The following is a 21,181-nucleotide window of genomic DNA, read 5'->3' as shown; positions in this document are numbered from 1 at the left end:
GCGACACCCGCACCGCGCGCCGCTCGGGCCGCACTCTCGGCTTCTCCCGGGCATCGGAGCGAGGGCATCGGCTATCGTGGACTGTCTTTGTCTGTTGCCGTCGCGCCCCGGTCCGGCTGCGTACCCCGAGCCGGCCCCGGCCGTCACCCCGATCCGGCAACGCAGGAGGAGTTCTTTCGTGCGGTTCGTCTTCGCCATCATCGCCACCGTCATCGCTGCCGCGATGATCGTGCTCGGCATCGGTCAGCGGACGGTCTGGGCTCCTCCGGAGTCCCTCACCGCCGAGACCGCGCTCGACTCCTCCGCTCCCTACGCGGTGATCGACGGCAGCACCCTGGGCGCCAACCCGGGACGCCAGACGATCACGGTCGAGGGCAGCGGCGACCTCGTCGTCGCCTACGCCCGGACCTCCGACGTGCTGGGCTGGGTGGGCGGCTCGAGCTACGACGCCATCGGCTACGAGCGCGCCGACGACTCCCTCACCTCCGCGGAGGAGACGGGGGAGCGCGTCCAGCTCTCCTCCGACGTCGAGACCCCCGACGCGGCGGTCGTCGATCCGCGCGGCTCCGACCTCTGGCTCGAGGAGTTCGAGGGGAGCGGCAGCGTGACCCTGGCGCTCGACGTGCCGGAGGACGTCTCCATCCTCATCGCGAGCGACGGCACCGCGCCGGCAGCCGACTCCGTGCGCGTCAGCTGGCCCGTGGACACCGCGACGCCCCTCGCCGGCCCGCTGCTGCTCGGAGGAGCCGTGTTCCTCCTCCTCGGCCTCGTCCTCTACATCTGGGCCTTCGTCCACCTGCGCCGCCAGCACGGCCCGCGCCGGAAGGGACCGCAGGGCCGGATCCCCCGCGGCGCCCGCCGCCCCCGGCCGCGTGCCGGGATCCAGGCCTCCACGGCGTCGCCGGCGCCCTCGCGCCGCCGGGCCGCCCTGGTGCTGCCCGTCGTCCTCGGGACGACCGTCCTGCTCTCCGGCTGCAGCTCCGACTACTGGCCTGATCTCGCCGCGGGCGCGAGCGAGGCGCCGACCGCGTCCGCCACGGCGACCGCGGGGGCAGAGCCGGTCTCGGCCGAGCCGACCCCCGTGGTCACCACGCAGCAGGCGGAGGCCGTCGTCGCCGAGGTCGCCGATGTCGCGTCGCGCGCCGACGCCGCCCGGGACGCAGGGATCCTGGCCGAGCGCTTCCAGGGCGAGGCGCTCACCGAGCGCACCACCAACTACGACGTCGTCGCCAAGGGCGGGACGATCGACCCCCCGCAGACGATCCCGGCCTCCCCGGTGAGCCTGGTGCTCCCGCAGGACACGGAGTCGTGGCCGCGTTTGGTCACCGCCGTCGTGCAGAACTCGACGGACACCACCCAGGCCCCGATCGCGCTGATGATGAGCCAGGCGAGCCCGCGCGTCGACTACAAGGTCGACTACGCCATCTCGCTCGAGGCCAACGCGCGCATCCCCGACGTCGCGCCCGTCACCGTCGGCACGTCGATCGTGGCGCCGGACTCGCGCCTGATGAAGCTCGCCCCGCAGACCGTCGGCTCCGCGTACGCCGACGTGCTCGCCAACGGCGACTCGAGCCAGTACGCCGAGCTCTTCGCGGCCGACGGCGACACCCTCCGGGGCCAGGTCGGCGTCGACAAGAAGAACGCCGACCGCGAGGCGCTGCCGGACACCGCCTCGATCGAGTTCTCGAACGCCGCCGGCACGTCGCCGACGATCGCGCTCGCGACGAACGACTCAGGGGCCCTCGTCGCGGCGAGCATCGCCGAGACGTCGACCGTCCGCCCCACTGCCGAGGGCTCGACCGTCTCGACCTCCGGCGCCTCGCAGACCCTGCTGGGCACGGACAAGTCGACGACCGGCATCGAGACCACCTACGGATATCAACTGCTGTTCTACGTACCGCCCGTCGGATCGGAGGAGAAGATCGTGATGCTCGGATGGAGCCAGGGACTCGTCTCGGTGGTGCAGCTGCCGTGAGCACCGTCCCGCCCCTGCCCGGAAACCTCCGCGGCGCCGTCGACCTCTCGTCGCTGGTGAACCGCCGCACCCCGCCCGCCGCCTCCGCCGGCGCCCCGGCCGCGCCCGCCGCTCCCGGAGGCGCGCCCGGCGCGAATCCGCTGCTGCTGACCGCCGGCGACGCCGAGTTCGACCAGGTGGTCCAGCTCTCCTCGCGCGTGCCGGTGATCGTCGACCTGCGCGGCTCCTGGTCGGACCAGAGCCAGAGCATGACCGCGCTGCTCGAGAAGGTCGTCGTCTCGTACGCCGGCGCGTTCGTGCTCGTCGGGGTCGATGTGGAGTCGAGCCCGCAGCTGGCGCAGGCGTTCCAGGTGCAGTCCGTGCCGACGGTCGCCGCGATCATCGGCGGCCGCCCGGTGCCCCTGTTCAGCGGCCTCGTCGCCGATGAGCAGCTGCGCGACCTGCTCGAGCAGGTCCTCCAGCTCGCCGCTCAGAACGGTGTGACGGGCACGGTGCCGGTGGAGAGAGCCGCTCCCGCCGAGGGCGCGGAGCCCGAGCCCGAGCCGCTGCCGCCGCACCACCAGGAGGCCTACGACGCGATCGACCGGGGCGACTACGCCGCGGCGATCACCGAGTACGAGACCGCCATCGCGCAGAACCCGCGCGACGACCTCGCGGTCGCCGGTCTCGCTCAGGTGCGGCTGCTGGCCCGCCTCCAGGGCCGCACGCTCGACGACATCCGCTCGACCGCCGCGGCCGAGCCGTCGAACCTCGACGCGCAGCTCGCCGTCGCCGACCTGGACGTCTCGGGCGGCCACGTCGAGGACGCCTTCGACCGGCTGCTCTCGATGTTCCCGCGCCTCGACGCCGAGGGGAAGGCCGCCGTCCGGGCTCGTCTCCTGGAGCTCTTCGAGATCGTCGGTCAGACCGACCCGCGCGTCAACAAGGCTCGGGCCCGGCTCACCGGCCTGCTCTACTGACGCCGGCCGGAACGCCGAGAGGCCGCCCGCTCGCGACGATCGTCGCGGCGGGCGGCCTCTTCCGTGCGGGGACCGATCAGTCGGCGGGTCGCAGGTAGAGCACGGCCAGCGGGGGCAGGACCAGCTCGGCGGAAGCCGGGCGGCCGGCCCACGGCTCCTCGCGAGCCTCGACCGCTCCGAAGTTCCCGACTCCGCTGCCGCCGTAGATCTCGGCGTCCGTGTTGACGAGCTCCTCCCAGCGGCCGGCCGTGGGCAGGCTCACGCGGTAGCCGTGCACGGGCGAACCCGAGAAGTTGGCGATGACGGCGATCGGGCGACCCTCGCTGTCCTTGCGCAGGAACGAGACGACGTTGGCCGCCGCCGCGCCGCCGTCGATCCACTCGAAGCCCGACTGCTCGTGGTCGAGCTCCCAGAGCGACGGCGAGTCGCGGTACACGCGGTTCAGCTGACCGACGAGGCTCCAGAGACCGCGGTGGCTCGGCTGATCGAGGATCCACCAGTCCAGGCCCCGCTCCTCGCTCCACTCGGAGTACTGGCCGAACTCCTGGCCCATGAAGAGCAGCTGCTTGCCGGGGTGGGCCCACATGAAGGCGAGGTAGGCGCGCACGTTCGCGAGCTGCTGCCAGTGGTCGCCCGGCATCTTCTGGATCAGCGAGCCCTTGCCGTGCACGACCTCGTCGTGGCTGATCGGCAGGACGAACTTCTCGCTGAAGGCGTAGACGAACGAGAAGGTGATCTCGCCCAGGTGGTACTGGCGCCACAGCGGATCGTTCGCCATGTAGTCGAGCGAGTCGTGCATCCAGCCCATGTTCCACTTGAGCCCGAAGCCGAGGCCGCCGGAGCTGGTGGGCTGGGTGACGCCGGGCCAGCTCGTCGACTCCTCGGCGATCATCATGATGCCGGGGTGCAGCTTGTAGGCCGTGGCGTTGACCTCCTGGAGGAAGCTGATCGCCTCGAGGTGCTCGCGTCCGCCGTACTGGTTCGGCAGCCACTCGCCCTCCTTGCGGGAGTAGTCGAGGTAGAGCATCGAGGCGACGGCGTCCACCCGCAGGGCGTCGACGTGGAACTCCTCGAGCCAGAACAGGGCGTTCGCGACGAGGAAGTTGCGCACCTGGGTGTGCCCGAAGTCGAAGACGTAGGTGCCCCAGTCCATCTGCTCGCCGCGGCGCCAGTCCGGGTGCTCGTAGAGCGGCTCGCCGTCGAAGCGGGCGAGGGCGAAGTCGTCCTTGGGGAAGTGCCCGGGCACCCAGTCGACGATGACGCCGATGCCGGCCTGGTGCAGACGGTCGATCAGGTACTTGAGGTCGTCGGCCGTGCCGAAGCGGCTCGAGGCGGCGTAGTAGCCGGTGACCTGGTAGCCCCAGGAGCCGCCGAACGGGTGCTCGGCGAGCGGCATGAACTCCACGTGCGTGAAGCCGAGCTCGGTGACGTACTCGATCAGCGGGTCCGCGAGGTCGCGGTAGCCCAGTCCCGGACGCCAGGAGCCGAGGTGCATCTCGTAGACGCTGAGCGGCTGCGTGTGCGGATCGACCGAGGCTCGCTTCTCCATCCAGCCGGAGTCGCCCCACTGGTGGTGCGAGACGGGGACCTTCGAGGCGGTCGCGGGCGGCACCTCCGTGGCGCGGGCCATCGGGTCGGCCTTGCGGACCCAGTGGCCGTCACGCGAGAGCAGGTCGAACTTGTAGGAGGCTCCGGGCTCGACGCCCGGGACGAAGATCTCCCAGACCCCGGTCGTCCCGAGGTTGCGGAGGGAGTGGCCCTCGCCGTTCCAGTCGTTGAAGTCGCCGACGACCCGAGCGGCCTGGGCGTGCGGGGCCCAGACGGCGAAGCTCGTGCCCCAGACCCCTTCGTGCTCGCGGTGGCGGGCACCGAGCGCCTCCCAGAGGCGCTCGTGGCGGCCCTCGCCGATGAGGTAGAGGTCGAAGTCGCCGACCGTCTTCGAGAAGCGGTAGGGGTCCTCCGCGGTCCATTCGCCACCGCCGCCGTAGCGGGCCTCGACGGTGTAAGCCTGCGGACCGAGGACGTGGAAGCCCTGCCAGATCCCGTCGCTGAGGTGGCTGAGCTCGACGCGGGCGCCGGTGGCGAGCACCACGGCGACCTTCTCGGCGAGCGGGCGGCGCACGCGGACGACCGTCACCGGGTCGGAGACGCCGGGGGCCGCGACGAGGTGCTGGCCCAGGACGTCGTGGGGGAGCGCGTTGCTGCCGGTGGCGAGCTGCTGCAGCACCCACTCGGGGATGTCGGGCAGCGCGATCGCCGCGGCGCCGTCGACGGGGTCCGAAGCGGAGGCGGGGTCCGCGGTCGTCTCGGCGGGGCCGGCGGTCGTCTCGACGGGAGCGGCGCTGTCCGCTGCGACGGAATCGGCGGCGTCCGTGTCGTCGGGCAGGTCGCCCTCGGCCCCGCTGCCGACCGGAGCGGACTCCGCGTCGTCGGCGTCGCGCTCGACGGTCACGGCGTCGTCGCCCGCGACCGGCTGAGGCGCCTCCGGGACCGTCTCGACCGCGTAGCTGCGCGCGTTCTCGCCGTCCGCTCCGGGGTGCTGTCGAGCGTCGGGCGCCGCGTCGGCGACGTGCGCGCCGTGGCCGGAGGTGGTCGCCGAGCTGGTGCCCGTCGTGGGGACCGTCTCGGCGTGCGCGCCGAGGCCCGCCTCCTCGGCCGGGCTCGTGCCCTCGGGGGTGGTTCCGCTCATCGCTCGTCCGCCTTCACGCTCAGGATGTGCACGGGCTCGACGAACGAGTCGAGCCGCACGTAGTCGTCGCTGCCCCAGGTCCAGACGGCGCCGGTGATCAGGTCCTCGACCTCGAAGGTCGCGCTCCAGTCGAGCCCGATCGCGGGCAGGTCGAGGTGGACCGTGGTCTCGCGGGCCGAGTGCGGGTCGGTGTTGACGACGACGATGATCGTGTCGTCGGTCCCGGTGCCCGTGAACGCGGCCTGCAGGTGCTTGGAGTAGACGAGGATCGCGTCGTCGTCGCTGCCGTGCACGTGCAGGTTCCGCAGCTGCCCGAGCGCGGGGTGCGAGCGCCGGATCTCGTTGAGGCGCGTGATGTACGGCGCCAGCGAGCGGCCCGACTCCTCGGCGCCGGCCCAGTCGCGCGTCTTGTACTCGTACTTCTCGTTGTCGATGTTCTCCTCGGCGCCGGGGCGAGCGACGTTCTCGACCAGTTCGTAGCCGGCGTAGACCCCCCACAGCGGCGACGCGGTCGCGGCCAGGGCCGCCCGCACCTTGTACGCCGAGCGGCCGCCGTACTGGAGGTACTCGGTGAGGATGTCCGGAGTGTTCACGAAGAGGTTCGGCCGCATGTAGTCGGCCGTCTCGTGGGAGATGCTCGTGAAGAACTCGCCGAGCTCCTCCTTGGTGTTGCGCCAGGTGAAGTACGAGTACGACTGCTGGAAGCCGACCTTGCCGAGTGCGCGCATGATCGCGGGGCGGGTGAACGCCTCCGCGAGGAAGACGACCTCGGGGTGCTCGGCGTTGACCTCATGGATGATCCACTCCCAGAAGTCGAGCGGCTTCGTGTGGGGGTTGTCGACGCGGAAGATGCGCACGCCCAGGTCGATCCAGTGCCGCAGGACCCGCAGCGACTCCTGACGGATGCCCTCGGGGTCGTTGTCGAAGTTGATCGGGTAGATGTCCTGGTACTTCTTCGGCGGGTTCTCGGCGTAGGCGATCGAGCCGTCGGGGAGCGTCGTGAACCACTCGGGGTGGCTGGTGACCCAGGGATGGTCGGGCGAGGCCTGCAGGGCGAAGTCGAGGGCGAGCTCGAGGCCCGCGGCCTCGACCGCGGCGTGGAAGGCGCGGAAGTCGTCCTCGGTGCCGAGGTCCGGGTGGATCGCGTCGTGGCCGCCCTCGGCCGAGCCGATCGCCCACGGCGAGCCGGGGTCGTTCTCGCCGGCGTCGAGCGTGTTGTTCGGGCCCTTGCGGAAGGAGCGGCCGATGGGGTGGATCGGCGGCAGGTAGAGCACGTCGAAGCCCATCGCCGCCACGGCGGGGAGGCGGTCGATCGCGGTGCGGAAGGATCCGCTGGTCACGGTCCCGTCCTCGTGGCGCACGGCGCCCTCGGAGCGGGGGAAGAACTCGTACCAGGCGCCGACGCCGGCGCGGGTGCGCTCGACGTGGACGGTGCGCGGCTCCGAGACGCTCGTGAGGCTCATCACCGGGCGGGCGTCGAGCGCGCCGTGGACGGCGGGATCGGTCGCCGCGGCGAGGCGCTCCTCGGCGCTCAGTGTGGTGTCACCGACGCGGGCGGCGGTGTCGGAGAGCAGGCTGCGCTCGCCCTCGGGCCGCGAGGAGTCGTCGGCGCCGCTGCGCAGCAGGCCCTCGCCGATGGCGAAGGTGACGTCGATGTCCAGGCCGGCCGGGATCTTGACCTCGGCCGTGTGGAGCCAGGTCGCCCAGTCGTCGGCGTAGGCGCGGATGCGGTAGCTCCAGTCGCCCTCCTCGTCGAGGGCCACGAGGCGCCCGTAGCGGTCGGTGCCGGTCGCGAGGAGCGACATGCGGTGCTCCGACTCGGCCCCGGACGGCGAGCTCAGCAGGAGGTCGACGCCGATGAGGTCGTGCCCCTCGCGGAAGGCCGTGGCGGCGAAGGGGACGACCTCGCCGACGAACGCCTTCGCGGGCCAGCGGTCGTCCTCGAGCCGCGGCTGCGGGTCGATGATCGGCAGGCGCTCGGCGCGGACGCGGTAGCCGCTCCCGGTCTTCGCGGGCGCCGGCGACGCGTCGGGTGCGTCCGCGGTCACCGGGGCGGCCGGAGCACTGTCGGCCGCGGGGGGAGCAGGAGTCGCCTCGGGGGCGGCGGCGGGCGCCGGAGCGGCCGTCTCGGGAGGCGCCGACGCCTCCTGGGGTGCGCGTCCGCGACCCGCTCGCCGTGCGTCCTTGCCGTTCTGAGCCTTGCCGAAAGGTATCTGAGCCACGTCACGACAGTAGCGACCGGCGGCGGCTCGCACACGACGGTTGCGCCCGCGCTCGGGCCTGTGCAAACGGACCCGGGGAGCGCGTGCCGGAGGGTCGCGGCGGGTCCGCATCCCGCCGATCCGCGGTGGTCGGGGTCCGCTAGGGTGACCGAGCGCGACCGCCCCGGTGCTCCGCGACCGGGCGCTCCGGGGTCCGCAGAGAGTCGAGGGGTGCCGTGAAGGCGATCCGCCGCTTCATCGTCCGCTCCGTCCTCCCGCCCGAGCTCTCGGCTCTGGGCGATCTGGCGGGCAATCTCCGCTGGGCCTGGCACGAGCCCGCCCGGCGCTTGTTCGAGCGGGTCGATCCGGAGCTGTGGCGGCGCGGGGGAGCGGACCCCACCGCTCTGCTCGGAGCAGTGAGCCCCGAGCGCCTCGCCGAGCTGGCGGGGGACCAGGGCTTCGTCGACGAGGCGTGGCGCCTCCGCGACGAGCTGGAGCGCTACCGCACCGAGCCGCGGTGGTACCAGTCGCTGCCGGAGTCCGCCCCGCGCTCGATCGCCTACTTCTCGCCGGAGTTCGGCATCGCGGCGGCGCTGCCCCAGTACTCCGGCGGACTCGGCATCCTCGCGGGCGACCACCTGAAGGCCTCCTCGGACCTGGGCGTGCCGCTCACCGGCGTGGGCCTCTTCTACCGGTCGGGCTACTTCTCGCAGAAGCTCTCCGCCGACGGCTGGCAGCTCGAGTCCTACCCCTCGCTCGATCCCGACGGGCTGCCGCTGCGCGTCGTCCGTCTCGCCGACGGCTCGCCCGCCCGCATCGTGCTGGCGCTCCCCGAGGGACGCGCGCTCTACGCCCGGGTCTGGCGCGCGGAGGTCGGCCGGGTGACCCTCCTCCTGCTCGACACCGACATCCCCGAGAACGAGGACTCGCTCCGCTCCGTCACCGACCGCCTCTACGGCGGCGGGGGCGAGCACCGCCTGCTGCAGGAGCTGCTGCTGGGCATCGGCGGGGTCCGCGCGCTCGAGCTCTGGGCCGAGGTCTCGGGCGGCGTCCTCCCGGAGGTGTTCCACACCAACGAGGGGCACGCCGGCTTCCAGGGGCTCGAGCGCATCTCCGGCCTGATCGGCGCGGGCCTGGACTTCGACCAGGCTCTCCAGGTGGTGCGGGCGAGCACGGTCTTCACCACGCACACTCCGGTGCCGGCGGGCATCGACCGCTTCGACCGCGGGATGATCGAGGAGTACTTCTCCACGGAGCTGCTCCCGGGCGTGCAGGTCGAGGACGTGCTCGCGCTGGGCGCCGAGCCGGGGGACTCCGGGACGGCGTTCAACATGGCGTACATGGGCCTGCGGCTCGCGCAGCGCTCCAACGGCGTCTCGACGCTGCACGGCGAGGTCAGCCGCTCGATGTTCTCGAGCCTCTGGCCCGGCTTCGAGACGGCGGAGGTGCCGATCGGCTCGGTGACGAACGGCGTCCACGCGGCCACCTGGACCGATCCGATCCTCCGGCGGCTCGCGGAGGAGCGGCTCGGCACCGACGACACGACGCGGGCCGACTGGGCCTCGGGTGCGCTCGGCGACACCGAGCTGTGGGCCGCGCGCCGGGCGATGCGGGAGCAGCTGGTGCGGGACGCCCGCCGCCGGGCCGCCCGCTCCTGGCGCGAGCAGAACCCGGGCGGCCTCCCGCCGGCCTGGCTCGACGAGCTGCTGGACCCGGACGTGCTCACCATCGGCTTCGCGCGGCGGGTGCCGACCTACAAGCGGCTGACCCTGATGCTCCACGACCCCGAGCGTCTGCGGGCGCTGCTCACCCACCCGCAGCACCCGATCCAGATCGTCATCGCGGGCAAGTCCCACCCGGCCGACGAGGAGGGGAAGCGCCTGATCCAGCGGCTCGTCCGCTTCGCGCAGGAGCCGGACGTGCGCCGCAGGATCGTCTTCCTGCCGGACTACGACATCGCGATGGCGCAGCTGCTCTACCCGGGCACCGACGTCTGGCTCAACAACCCGCTGCGCCCGCTCGAGGCGTGCGGCACCTCCGGGATGAAGGCGGCGCTCAACGGCTCGCTCAACCTCTCGATCCTCGACGGCTGGTGGAACGAGTACTTCGACGGCGAGAACGGCTGGGCGATCCCCTCCTCCGACCGCGCGCTCGACCCGGAGGCCCGCGACACGCTCGAGGCCGAGGCGCTCTACGAGCTGCTCGAGACCGAGGTCGTGCCGCGCTACTACGAGCGCGATCACGACGGCGTGCCCCGGCGGTGGGTGCGGTCGATCCGGCACACCCTCGCGACCCTCTCGCCCGAGCTCTCCGCCGAGCGGATGGTGCGCCAGTACGTCGAGGCGCTCTACTCGCCGGCCGCCGAGGCCGGGCGCGCCGTCGCCGCCGACCACTTCGAGCCGGCCAAGGAGCTGGCGACCTGGAAGCGGCGGGTCCGCGCCGGCTGGCCCGGGGTCGCGGTCGCGTCCGTCGAGTCCGGCGGGATCGACGCGGTGCCCCAGCGCGGGGACCGGCTCGCCGTGCGCGCGGGCGTGCGCCTGGGCGAGCTCTCGCCGGCGGACGTCTCGGTCGAGGTCGTCTACGGGACGACGTCCGCTGACGGCTCGCTCACCGAGGTCCGCCACCACGAGCTCGAGGTGGTCGAGGAGTCGGGTGCCGTGGTGCCGGCCGACGCGGTCGGGCGCGTGCCCTACGCCGGAGTGGTCACCCTCGACCGCAGCGGCTCCTTCGGCTACACCGTCCGCGTCGTGCCGCGGCACCCCCTCCTGGCCCGCTCCGCCGAGCTGGGCCTGGCCGCCGCCGCCGGCTGACCCCGCCCGGTCCCTCTCCGCGAGATGCCGCTCCGGTGCGCCTTCCTCGGCGTCTCGCGGACCGGGGCGGGGTCTCGCGGGAGGAGGACGGCGCCCGGAGGAGGACGGCGGGGGAGCAGGGGTCAGCGCGCGATGTCGGCGAGGAGGGCGGCCGTCGCGGCGACGAGGTCGGCGGGGGCGAGCTCGATGTCGAAGCCCCGGCGCCCGCCCGAGACGAGCACCGTGTCGTGGAGCTCGACGGTCTCGTCGATCACGGTGCGGTGCCGCGTCCTCTGCCCGAGCGGCGAGATGCCGCCGAGCACGTAGCCGGTCCGGCGCTGGGCCAGCACGGGGTCGGCCATCGCCGCCCGCCTGCCTCCGACCGCGGCCGCGAGCTCCTTCAGCCCGAGCGAGCCGGTGACGGGCACGACGCCCACCACGAGCTCGCCGTCCACGTCGACCATCAGGGTCTTGAACACGCGCTCCGGCTCGACGCCGAGCGCCTCGGCCGCCTCGAGCCCGTAGCGCGTCGTGGCCGGGTCGTGCCGGTACTGGCGGGGAGTGAAGGGGACGCCCGCCGCCGTCAGCGCGACGGTCGCCGGGGTCCCCGGCCCGCTCCTCGCCATCAGGCGTCCTGCTCGGCCGCCGGCCCGTGCGCGGCGAAGAGCTGCATCGAGGTGCCGGCCACGCGGATGACCTGCCCCGGCTCGAACGATTCGCCGTGCTCCAGCGGCTCCGGCTCCTCGCTGTTCCACAGGCGCGTGTAGCCGGTGACCCCCTCGCCGTCGGCGAGCACGACCGTGGTGTCCTGCTCGACGCCGTGCACCACCAGCAGGACACGGTCCGGCTCGCCCTCGACCGGCGTCGAGGCCGCGAGGTACTGCAGCGTCCGGTTGGCGGCGGAGGTCCAGTCGTGCTCGCTCATCCCGCGCCCGTGGGCGTCGAACCACGTCATGGTCGTGGCGCCCGGCTCGCTCGCGTCGCCGCTGCCGTAGCGGGAGGGACGCAGCGCCGGGTGCTCACGCCGCAGGCGCAGCAGGGTGCGCGTGTGCGCGCGGAGCGCGAGCTGCCAGTCGGCCAGGCCCTCCCAGCGCACCCAGGTCAGGTCCGAGTCCTGGCAGTAGGCGTTGTTGTTGCCGCGCTGGCTGCGCCCGGTCTCGTCGCCCGCCGTGATCATCGGCACGCCGGCCGACAGCAGCAGGGTGCCGAGGAGGTTCCGCATCGCCTTGCGCCGCGCCAGCGTGATCCGCTCGTCGGTGGTGGGGCCCTCGAAGCCGTGGTTGAAGGAGCGGTTGGTGTCGGCTCCGTCGCGGTTCGACTCGCCGTTGCCGATGTTGTGCTTGACGTTGTACGAGACGAGGTCCGCCAGCGTGAAGCCGTCGTGCGCGGTGACGAAGTTGACCGAAGCGAGGGGTCCCCGCTCCGCCGAGAACGTGTTGGACGAGCCCGAGAGCCGGGTCGCGAAGCCGCCGATGCCGACGGGGGCCGTGCCGGCGCGGCGGGCGTAGTCGATGTCCGAGAGCCAGAAGTTGCGGGCGCGGTCGCGGTAGCGATCGTTCCACTCCGACCACCCGGCCGGGAAGTTCCCGGTCTGCCAGCCGCCCATGCCGACGTCCCAGGGCTCGGCGATCATCTTCACGCCGGCCAGCGCCGGATCCTCGACCGCGGCCCGCAGCAGCGGGTGGTCGCTCCGGAAGTGCGCGATCTCGTCCCGGCCGAGGGTCGCGGCCAGGTCGAGCCGGAAGCCGTCGATCCCGACCTCGCCCGACCAGTAGCGCATCGAGTCCAGCGCGAGGCGCTGCGCCGCGGGCCGGCCGAAGTCGATCGTGTTCCCGCAGCCGGTGACGTCCACGTAGTGGCCCTCGGGCGTCTGGCGGTACCAGCCTGCGTCGTCGATCCCGCGCAGGCTCGACATCGGCCCGCCCGGCCCCTCCTCGGCGGTGTGGTTGTAGACCACGTCCAGGATCACCTCGAGGCCGGCCTCGTGCAGGAGCTTCACCATCCCCTTGAACTCGCGGAGCACCGCGGTCGGTCCGCCGCGCTGCGCGGTGGAGGAGGCGTACGCGGCGTGCGGGGCGAAGAAGTTCAGCGTGTTGTAGCCCCAGTAGTTGGTCAGCCCCTGCCGCAGCAGGCGCTGCTCCGACACGAACGCGTGCACGGGCAGCAGCTCGACCGCCGTCACGCCCAGCCCGAGCAGCGCCGAGACCGTCGACTCGTGCGCCAGGCCGGCGTAGGTGCCGCGCAGCTCCACGGGGAGCGCCGGGTTCAGCCGGGTCAGCCCCTTCACGTGCGCCTCGTAGATCACGGTGCGGTCCATCGGGGTGCCGGGCCGGGAGGAGGAGCCCCAGTCGAACGCGTCGTCCACGACGACCGAGCGCCACTCGTTCTCCGCCACCCGGTGCAGGCCGCGGGAGTACGGCTCCAGCAGGGCACGGCGGGGGTCGAAGCGGTGCCGGGGGCCCGTCGGCCCGTCGACGCGCAGGGCGTAGCGGCGGCCGGGGGCCAGCAGATCGGAGCGCGCGGACCAGACCGCGGCGTCGTCGCGCGCCAGCGGGACCGTGCGGGTCACCCAGGTCGGGTCCTTCTCGTCGTACAGCAGCAGATCGACGGCGCTCGCGCTCTCGGACCAGACCCGCAGCTCACCGCCCTGATCGTCCACGGTCACGCCGAGCCGGGCCAGGGGATCGTGAGAAGTCATGCGACTTACAGTAGTGACGGGCACCGGCTCCCTCCGTGCCCCCGACGCGGGACGAAGGGCTGCTGTGATCTACCTCGACCACGCCGCGACCACCCCGCTGCGCGCCTCGGCGCTCGCCGCGTTCGCGGAGGCGTCCGCCCACGGCGGCAACCCCTCCTCCGTCCACGGCTCCGGCCAGGAGGCGCGCCGCCGGCTGGAGGACGCCCGGTCGGCGCTCGCCGGGGTGCTCGGCTGCGAGCCGATCGAGGTGATCCTCACCGCCGGCGGCACCGAGGCGGTCAACCTCGGGATCAAGGGCCTCTACTGGCAGCGCCGGAGCGAGGACCCGGCCCGCGTCCGGGTCCTGGTCGCCGAGGGGGAGCACCACGCGACGCTCGACTCGGCCGCCTGGCTCGCCGAGCACGAGGGCGCCGTCCTCGAGTGGCTGCCGCTCGACGACGAGGGCACCCTGCAGCCGGAGGCGCTCGCCGCGGCGCTGGAGGAGGACCCCGGATCGGTCGCCCTGGTCACGGTGCTCTGGGTCAACAACGAGATCGGGACGATCAACCCGATCGCCGAGCTGGCGGCCGCGTGCGCCCGCGCCGGCGTCCCCCTCCACGTCGACGCGGTCGCCGCCCTCGGACACGTGCCGCTGCGGATCGCCGAGATCCGCCGCGCCTCCGGCTCCGGGCGCGGCGCGGGACTGGCCGCCGTCAGCGTCTCGGGTCACAAGGTCGGCGGGCCGATCGCGACCGGTGCGCTCGTGCTCGCCCGCGACGCCCGCGTGGTCCCGGTGCTGCACGGAGGCGGACAGCAGCGGGGCGTCCGCTCCGGCACCCAGGACGTGCCCGGCGCCGCGGCCTTCGCCGCCGCCGCGGTCGAGGCGGACGCCGAGCTGTCGGCGGAGGCGCAGCGCCTGGCCGCCCTGCGCGACCGGCTCGTCGCGGGCGTCCTCGCCGCCGTGCCGGGGGCGACCCTGACCGGGCCCGCCCTCGACTCCGGACGCCGGGTCGCCAACAACGCGCACCTCGCCTTCCCCGGTGCGCAGGGCGACTCCCTCCTCTTCCTCCTCGACACCGCGGGCGTCTCCGTCTCGACCGGGTCCGCCTGCACGGCGGGGATCCCGGAGCCCTCGCACGTGGTCCTCGCGCTCGGCCGGAGCGAGGACGAGGCCCGCGGGGTGCTCCGGATGACGCTCGGCCACACCTCGACCGACGCGGACGTCGACGCCCTCCTGGCCGCGCTGCCCAGCGCCTACGCCCGCGCCGCCCGAGCCGGACTCTCGAACCGCGCGGTGCTGCCCGCATGAACCCCTGCCGGCCGCGCCCGCGGGAAACGTAGACTCGCACGGTGAAGGTTCTGGCGGCGATGAGCGGTGGAGTGGACTCGGCCGTGGCCGCGGCCCGCGCGGTGGAGGCGGGGCACGACGTGGTGGGCGTGCACCTCGCCCTGAGCAGGATGCCCGGCACGCTGCGCACCGGCAGCCGGGGGTGCTGCACGATCGAGGACTCGATGGACGCGCAGCGCGCCGCGAACGTCCTCGGCATCCCGTACTACGTGTGGGACTTCTCCGAGCGGTTCAAGCTGGACGTCGTCGACGACTTCGTCGCCGAGTACTCGGCGGGCCGCACCCCGAACCCCTGCATGCGCTGCAACGAGCGGATCAAGTTCGCCGCCCTGCTCGAGAAGGCTCTCGACCTCGGCTTCGACGCGGTCTGCACCGGCCACTACGCCTCCCTCCGCACCGCCGCCGACGGCTCCCCGGAGCTCCATCGCGCGAGCGACGAGGCGAAGGACCAGTCCTACGTCCTCGGCGTGCTGACGGAGCAGCAGCTGCGGCACTCGATGTTCCCGCTCGGCTCCACGCCGTCCAAGGCGATCGTGCGCGCGGAGGCGGCGGAGCGGGGCCTCAGCGTCGCGAGCAAGCCCGACAGCTACGACATCTGCTTCATCCCCGACGGCGACACCCGCGGCTGGCTCGCCGAGCGCGTCGCCCCCGAGACCGGAGCGGTCGTCGATCGGGACGGCGCGGTGGTCGGCTCCCACGAGGGCGCCCACGGGTACACGGTGGGCCAGCGCCGGGGCCTGCACCTCGGCGTCCCCGCGCCCGACGGACGGCCCCGCTTCGTCCTGGAGGTGCGGCCGGTGAGCAACGAGGTCGTGGTCGGTCCGCGCGAGGCTCTGCGCATCGGCGAGATCGCCGGCGAGCGGTTCACCTGGGCGGGCGCCGCTCCCGAGGACGCGGACGCGCCCTTCCGCTGCGACGTCCAGATCCGCGCGCACGCCGACCCGGTCCCCGCCTCCGCGGTGGTGTCGCAGGTCGATGGCAGGGTGGAGCTCGTGATCACTCCGGACTCGCCGCTCGACGGCGTCGCCCCCGGCCAGACGGCCGTCGTCTACCTCGGCACCCGCGTGCTGGGCCAGTGCACGATCGACCGCACGGTCGCTGCCGACGCCGCGGTGCTCCGATGAGCGCCGTCGAGCCCGCCGCCCGCGTCGAGGAGCTGCGGGCGCGGATCCGGTCGGCGAGCGACGACTACTACGCGGCCGACTCCTCGCCGCTGTCCGACGCCGAGTACGACGCCCTGGTGCGCGAGCTCGCCGCGCTCGAGGCCGAGCACCCCGAGCTCGCCGCCGAGGACTCGCCGACGCGGACCGTCGGCGGGATCGTCGGAGCGGGCCTCGCCCCGATCGACCACGCCGAGCGGATGCTCTCCCTCGACAACGTGTTCTCGGCCGAGGAGCTGCGCGAGTGGTGCGAGAAGACGGTGGCCTCGGCCGACCGCCCCGTCGCCTGGCTCACGGAGCTCAAGATCGACGGGCTCGCGATCTCCCTCCACTACGAGGACGGCCGCCTCGTCACGGCGGCGACCCGCGGTGACGGCCGCACCGGCGAGGACGTCACCGTCAACGCCCTCCGCGTCGCGGGCATCCCCGAGCGCCTCTCCGGCGAGGGCCACCCGGCACTCGTCGAGGTCCGCGGCGAGGTCTTCATCCCCGTGGCCGCCTTCGCCGAGCTGAACGCCCTCCAGGAGACGCTGCGCGACGAGGCGGTCGAGGAGGCGCGGACCCGCTGGTCGACCCGCCCGGCCGCCACCCGAGGCGTCTTCGAGGAGGAGAAGGCGCGCACGAGCGCGCTGCGGCGCTTCCCGACCTTCGCCAACCCGCGGAACGCGGCGAGCGGCGGCCTCCGCCAGCAGCTCGACAAGAAGTCGGGTCTCGACCTGCGCGCCGGCGAGGCGCGCGTCGGCTCCCTCGCGCTCTACGTGCACGGCATCGGCGCCTGGCCGGACCCGCCGGTCGCGACCCAGTCCGAGGTCTACGGGCTCCTCTCCTCCTGGGGACTGCCGGTGAGCGGCCACAACCGCGTCTCGGCCTCGGTGGAGGAGGTGCTCGCCTTCGTCGAGCGCTACGGCCGCGAGCGGCACTCGGTCGAGCACGAGATCGACGGCGTGGTCGTGAAGGTGGACGAGCTCGAGCTGCACGACGAGCTCGGCGCCACCAGCCGGGCGCCGCGCTGGGCGATCGCCTACAAGTACCCGCCCGAGGAGGTGCACACGAAGCTTCTCGACATCGTCGTGAGCGTCGGGCGCACCGGCCGCGCGACGCCCTTCGCCCAGATGACCAAGGTGAAGGTCGCGGGGTCCGAGGTGCGCCAGGCCACGCTGCACAACGCCGACGTGGTCAAGGCCAAGGGCGTGCTCATCGGCGACACGGTCGTGCTGCGGAAGGCCGGGGACGTCATCCCCGAGGTGCTCGGCCCGGTGGTGGAGCTCCGCGACGGCTTCGAGCGCGAGTTCGTGATGCCGACGCAGTGCCCCGAGTGCGGCACCACGCTCGCTCCGGCCAAGGAGGGCGACGTCGACCTGCGCTGCCCCAACGCGGAGTCCTGCCCCGCGCAGGTCCGCGGGCGCGTCGAGCACATCGGCAGCCGCGGCGCGCTCGACATCGAGGCGCTCGGCGAGGTCAGCGCCGCCGCCCTGACCCAGCCCCTGGTGCCCGCCGAGCCGCCGCTGCGGACCGAGGCCGGCCTGTTCGAGCTCACGGTGGCCGATCTCTTCCCGATCGAGGTCGTCGTCCGCGACTCCGAGACGGGTCTGCAGAAGCTCGACGCGAAGGGCGATCCGAAGGTCGTCACGCCCTTCAAGCGCAAGCGGCAGCTCGCCAAGGACGGCGCCTTCGACCCGGAGGCGGGAGCCTTCGCGGGGGACACCGCCTCCGTGCCCTCCACCAACGCCCTGCGGCTGATCGAGAACATCGAGCGGGCGAAGACCAAGGAGCTGTGGCGCCTGCTGGTCTCGCTCAGCATCCGGCACGTCGGCCCGGTCGCGGCGCGCGCGCTGGCGGGCTACTTCGGCTCGCTCGACGCGATCCGCGGGGCGAGCCGCGACGAGCTCGCCGCGGTCGACGGGGTGGGCGGGATCATCGCCGACGCCCTGATCGCCTGGTTCGAGGTCGACTGGCACGTCGAGATCGTCGACCGCTGGGCTGCGGCCGGAGTGCGCTTCGCCACGCCCGGCCACCCCGGTCCCGGTGCCGCGGACGCCGCCGGCGGGGTGCTCGCGGGTCTCACGGTCGTGGCGACCGGCAGCCTGGAGGGGTACTCCCGCGAGGGGGCGCAGGAGGCCATCCTCGCGGCCGGCGGCAAGGCCGGCTCGAGCGTCTCCAAGAAGACCGACTACGTCGCCGCCGGTCCCGGCGCCGGCAGCAAGCTCGGCAAGGCCGAGGCCCTGGGGCTCCGGATCATCACCGCGGCCGAGTTCCACCTCCTGGTGACGGAGGGACCGGACGCGATCGCGCTGCCGGAGGAGGCGTCCGCCGACGCTCCGGAGGAGGCCGCCGCCGGCCCGGACGGGGACGTCGCCGGCGCATCGCGCTCCGACGCCTCGCCGGAGGATGACGCCGTGCCGGAGACCGACGCCGTCCCGGACGCGGCCGCCCCGAGCACGGAGGAGCCGACCGGGCCCGATGCCTGACGCGGGCGGCGGGGAGCGGCGTGCGTTCCTGCGCCGCTCCCTCGCCGAGGCAGCGTCGCTCGCGCTCGACGCCGCGGCTCGGCCCACCACCGCCGAGCGTCGGACCGCCGAGGTGCTCGGGCGGATCGACCACGTGGTCGTGCTCTCCTTCGCCGGCCGCAGCCGCGACCAGGTCCTCGGCGCGCTCGACGACACGGACGGCCCGGTGTTCACCGGCGGCACGGACGCCGTGATGACCGCGCCCGGCCCGGACGATCCTCCGGGCGCGCGCTTCGCCCCCGAGATGCTGCCGGTGCACGCGCTCCTCGCCACGGCCTTCGCCCGGGCCGACCACTGGCGCGCCGACGGCCGCGATCCGCTGCCGGCGGCCCTGCGCGCGGCCCGGGAGACCGGCACCGGCTGGGCTCTCGCGGTCGACGAGCGGCAGGGCGTCTCGACCACGCTCCTCGCCGATCCGGAGTGGCCCCACCGCGACCCGGGCGCCGCCGGCTCCCGCGGCGGGCGCCTCCTTCCCATCGACGCGCTGGCCGCCGAGGCCGCAGCCGGCACCCTGCCTCCGCTCGTCCTGGTCGAGCCGCGGTCCCTCGTCGATCCGGCCGACTTCGCCGACGCCGCAGCCGCCGGCACCGATCGATCCGCCGATGCGCGCCTCGCGGAGCAGCTGCTGCACGTCGTGTTCGACGCCGTCCGCGACGGGGAGCGGGCGGGGCGGCGGATGCTGCTCCTCGTCACCGCGCGGGGGAGCGCGGAGCGGCCCGGCACGGTGCCGGCGCTCGTGATCGCCTCGGCCGTCCCCTCGGGTGCACGGATCGGCGTGCCGCTCGGTCCGGAGACTCCCGCGCAGCTCGTCCGCGCCCGGGCGGGCGGGCGCCGGGCCCTCGTCGATCCGCAGGTCCGAGAGCTGGCCGCACTCCTCAGCGGTCCCGACCGCCCCCTCGCGCGCTGGCCCCGCACGGCGCCGGCGTTCGCGCCGCCCGCGCCGATCGGGCGGCGCCTCCGCGACGCGGCCCGCCGCGCGCACGTCGACCCCGAGCCGGAGGCCGGACTGCTCGCCCGCGTCCGAGCCGCCGTCCCGGGCGCGTCGCTACACTCCGAGCAGGCGCAGGCGGCGCAGGAGAGGCGGCGGAGATGACCAGCGAGCGGACTCCCTCGGAGCACGACGACGGAGCTCCCCGCTCCCGCTCGCGCCGCCGCTTCCTGGCCGGCACCGCCGCCGCCGGAGTCGGAGCCGGAGCCCTCGCCGGCGGCGCGATCGGCGCGGCCGTCGCCTCCGGCCCCCGCCGCGAGGAGGAGCCGCGACTGCCCGCCCGCACGGAGCCGGGATTCGACCACGTCGTCGTGATCATGTTCGAGAACCGCTCCTTCGACAACGTCCTCGGCCGCCTCTACGGACCGGACGACCTGCCCGCGGGCGAGAGCTTCGAGGGCCTCCTCCCCGAGGAGCGGACCAACACCAGCGCCGGGGGACTGACCGTCGGCACGCACGTCTACGAGGGCGCCACCGACTCCGTGATGCGCCAGCCCGACCCGGACCCGGGCGAGGAGTACCCGCACGTCAACACTCAGCTCTTCGGCACGGTGGATCCGCCCGAGAACGCCGGCCGCACCGTCGGCGCCATGACCGCGCCCTTCAACGCGCCCGCCGACGCCTCTGCCCCGACGATGAGCGGCTTCCTCGAGGACTACGTCCAGCACCTGAGGGTGATGAAGAAGGGGCAGGAGCCCACGGCGGAGGAGGTGCGGACGATCATGGGCGGCTTCTCGCCGGAGATGCTGCCCGTCTTCTCCACCCTCGCCCGCGAGTTCGCCGTCTTCGACCAGTGGTTCTGCGCCGTCCCCTCCCAGACCTTCTGCAACCGGTCCTTCCTGCACGCGTCGACCTCGCACGGCTTCGTCACCAACAAGCAGGGCGGCGGCTACGAGAAGTGGCTCGCGGACGACCTGGCCGACGCGCCGACGGTGTTCAACCGCCTCGAGGAGGCGGGGAGGACCTGGCGCGTCTACTTCGACGCGCTGCAGGTGGTCTCGTACACCGGGTTCCTGCACGCGCCGGTGCTCGAGAAGTACTGGAAGACCCACTTCTCGACGATGGACCGGTTCTACGCCGACGTGGAGAACGGCGAGCTGCCCGACTACGCCTTCCTCGAGCCGCGGCTCGTCTTCGACCACAACGACATGCACCCGCCGACCGGGGTCCTGCACGAGGACGAGGTCGACGGCACGCCCGTCTACGACAGCGCGCTGTCCGACGTCCGCGCCGGCGAGCTGCTGCTGCACCACGTGTACTCGGCGATCCGGGAGAGCGCGAGCACGACCGGCTCGAACGCGGTGAACACGCTGCTGCTGGCGACCTTCGACGAGCACGGCGGCCTCTACGACCACGTCCCCCCGCCGTCGGCGACTCCGCCGGGCGACGGCCGCGAGGGCGAGATGGGCTTCGCCTTCGACCGGCTCGGCTGCCGCGTGCCGGCGATCGCCGTCTCGGCGTACACGAGGGCCGGCACGATCGTGCACGACGAGCTGCACCACGGCGCCGTGATCCGGACCCTCAGCGCCCTGCACGGCCTCGAGCCGCTGACCGCTCGCGACGCCTCCGCCCCCGACCTCTTCGGGGTGCTGACCCTCGACGAGCCGCGGCAGATCGGCGACTGGCCGACCACGGTGCCGCAGTACCTGCCCCCGAACCCCGAGGCGGCGCCCGCGCATCCGGCGCACGTGAACCGCGACAAGCCGCTGAGCCCGCCCGCCGTCGGCCTGATGGGCCTGCTGCTGGCCCGGTACGGCGAGCCCGGCGAGGACCTGCCGACCACCTACGAGGGCGCGTACAACGCACTCCTGAAGCACGGCGCCAGCCTCTTCGGCGGCTCCTGACGGGCGGGCGGCACGGGCGGAGGCGGTGCGGGCGCGCCGAGTAG

At 73.8% G+C, this 21,181-nt stretch carries 12 protein-coding genes; 8 read left to right on the top strand and 4 right to left on the bottom strand.

Annotated elements, in window-relative coordinates; translation table 11 throughout:
- The first annotated feature begins 178 nt into the window (after positions 1-178).
- Positions 179-1,975, top strand: coding sequence for a hypothetical protein (locus C5C95_RS06455; RefSeq protein WP_104324080.1), 1,797 nt, complete (start codon positions 179-181; stop codon positions 1,973-1,975).
- Positions 1,972-2,934 carry a tetratricopeptide repeat protein gene (locus tag C5C95_RS06450; protein ID WP_104324079.1) on the top strand — a complete coding sequence of 321 codons (963 nt, stop codon included), beginning with the start codon at positions 1,972-1,974 and terminating at the stop codon, positions 2,932-2,934. Before C5C95_RS06455 ends, C5C95_RS06450 begins: the two co-directional genes overlap by 4 nt.
- 76 nt (positions 2,935-3,010) lie before the next feature.
- Here the strand turns inward: C5C95_RS06450 and glgB are convergent, their stop codons facing one another.
- Both glgB and C5C95_RS06440 read right to left on the bottom strand, forming a co-directional pair.
- The gene (glgB, locus tag C5C95_RS06445) at positions 3,011-5,623 is read right to left on the bottom strand and encodes a 1,4-alpha-glucan branching protein GlgB (RefSeq protein ID WP_104324078.1); all 2,613 of its coding nucleotides are present in this window, start codon (positions 5,621-5,623) and stop codon (positions 3,011-3,013) included.
- Positions 5,620-7,590 (bottom strand): alpha-1,4-glucan--maltose-1-phosphate maltosyltransferase, encoded by a 1,971-nt coding sequence (locus C5C95_RS06440; protein WP_258072635.1) that lies wholly within the window; start codon positions 7,588-7,590, stop codon positions 5,620-5,622. The genes glgB and C5C95_RS06440 overlap by 4 nt, the downstream gene beginning before the upstream one ends.
- Positions 7,591-8,060: 470 nt before the next feature.
- On the opposite strand from C5C95_RS06440, the gene glgP reads away from it, so the two are divergent.
- Positions 8,061-10,634, top strand: coding sequence for an alpha-glucan family phosphorylase (glgP, locus tag C5C95_RS06435; protein WP_104226856.1), 2,574 nt, complete (start codon positions 8,061-8,063; stop codon positions 10,632-10,634).
- 122 nt (positions 10,635-10,756) lie between these two features.
- Here the strand turns inward: glgP and ybaK are convergent, their stop codons facing one another.
- Together ybaK and glgX are read right to left on the bottom strand one after the other, a co-directional pair.
- Positions 10,757-11,239, bottom strand: coding sequence for a Cys-tRNA(Pro) deacylase (gene ybaK, locus C5C95_RS06430; RefSeq protein WP_104226855.1), 483 nt, complete (start codon positions 11,237-11,239; stop codon positions 10,757-10,759).
- Positions 11,239-13,311 (bottom strand): glycogen debranching protein GlgX, encoded by a 2,073-nt coding sequence (gene glgX, locus C5C95_RS06425; RefSeq protein ID WP_104324076.1) that lies wholly within the window; start codon positions 13,309-13,311, stop codon positions 11,239-11,241. Before glgX ends, ybaK begins: the two co-directional genes overlap by 1 nt.
- On the opposite strand from glgX, the gene C5C95_RS06420 reads away from it, so the two are divergent.
- Genes C5C95_RS06420 through C5C95_RS06400 form a run of 5 tightly spaced genes read left to right on the top strand, consistent with a single transcriptional unit; the run spans position 13,310 to position 21,137 of the window.
- Positions 13,310-14,599, top strand: a complete 1,290-nt coding sequence (locus tag C5C95_RS06420; RefSeq protein WP_104324075.1) for a cysteine desulfurase family protein — start codon at positions 13,310-13,312, stop codon at positions 14,597-14,599. The two genes, glgX and C5C95_RS06420, sit on opposite strands and share 2 nt — an antisense overlap.
- 41 nt (positions 14,600-14,640) lie before the next feature.
- The gene (gene mnmA / locus C5C95_RS06415) at positions 14,641-15,762 is read left to right on the top strand and encodes a tRNA 2-thiouridine(34) synthase MnmA (RefSeq protein WP_181065620.1); all 1,122 of its coding nucleotides are present in this window, start codon (positions 14,641-14,643) and stop codon (positions 15,760-15,762) included.
- Positions 15,759-18,266, top strand: a complete 2,508-nt coding sequence (gene ligA, locus C5C95_RS06410) for an NAD-dependent DNA ligase LigA (protein WP_146087062.1) — start codon at positions 15,759-15,761, stop codon at positions 18,264-18,266. The genes mnmA and ligA overlap by 4 nt, the downstream gene beginning before the upstream one ends.
- Positions 18,259-19,398, top strand: a complete 1,140-nt coding sequence (locus tag C5C95_RS06405; RefSeq protein WP_104324073.1) for a hypothetical protein — start codon at positions 18,259-18,261, stop codon at positions 19,396-19,398. Before ligA ends, C5C95_RS06405 begins: the two co-directional genes overlap by 8 nt.
- Positions 19,395-21,137, top strand: a complete 1,743-nt coding sequence (locus C5C95_RS06400; RefSeq protein ID WP_104324072.1) for an alkaline phosphatase family protein — start codon at positions 19,395-19,397, stop codon at positions 21,135-21,137. Before C5C95_RS06405 ends, C5C95_RS06400 begins: the two co-directional genes overlap by 4 nt.
- Positions 21,138-21,181: the final 44 nt, after the last annotated feature.

This window comes from Rathayibacter sp. AY1B7 (assembly GCF_002932735.1).
Taxonomy (GTDB): domain Bacteria; phylum Actinomycetota; class Actinomycetes; order Actinomycetales; family Microbacteriaceae; genus Rathayibacter.
This window is presented reverse-complemented; position numbering and strand designations above follow the sequence as displayed.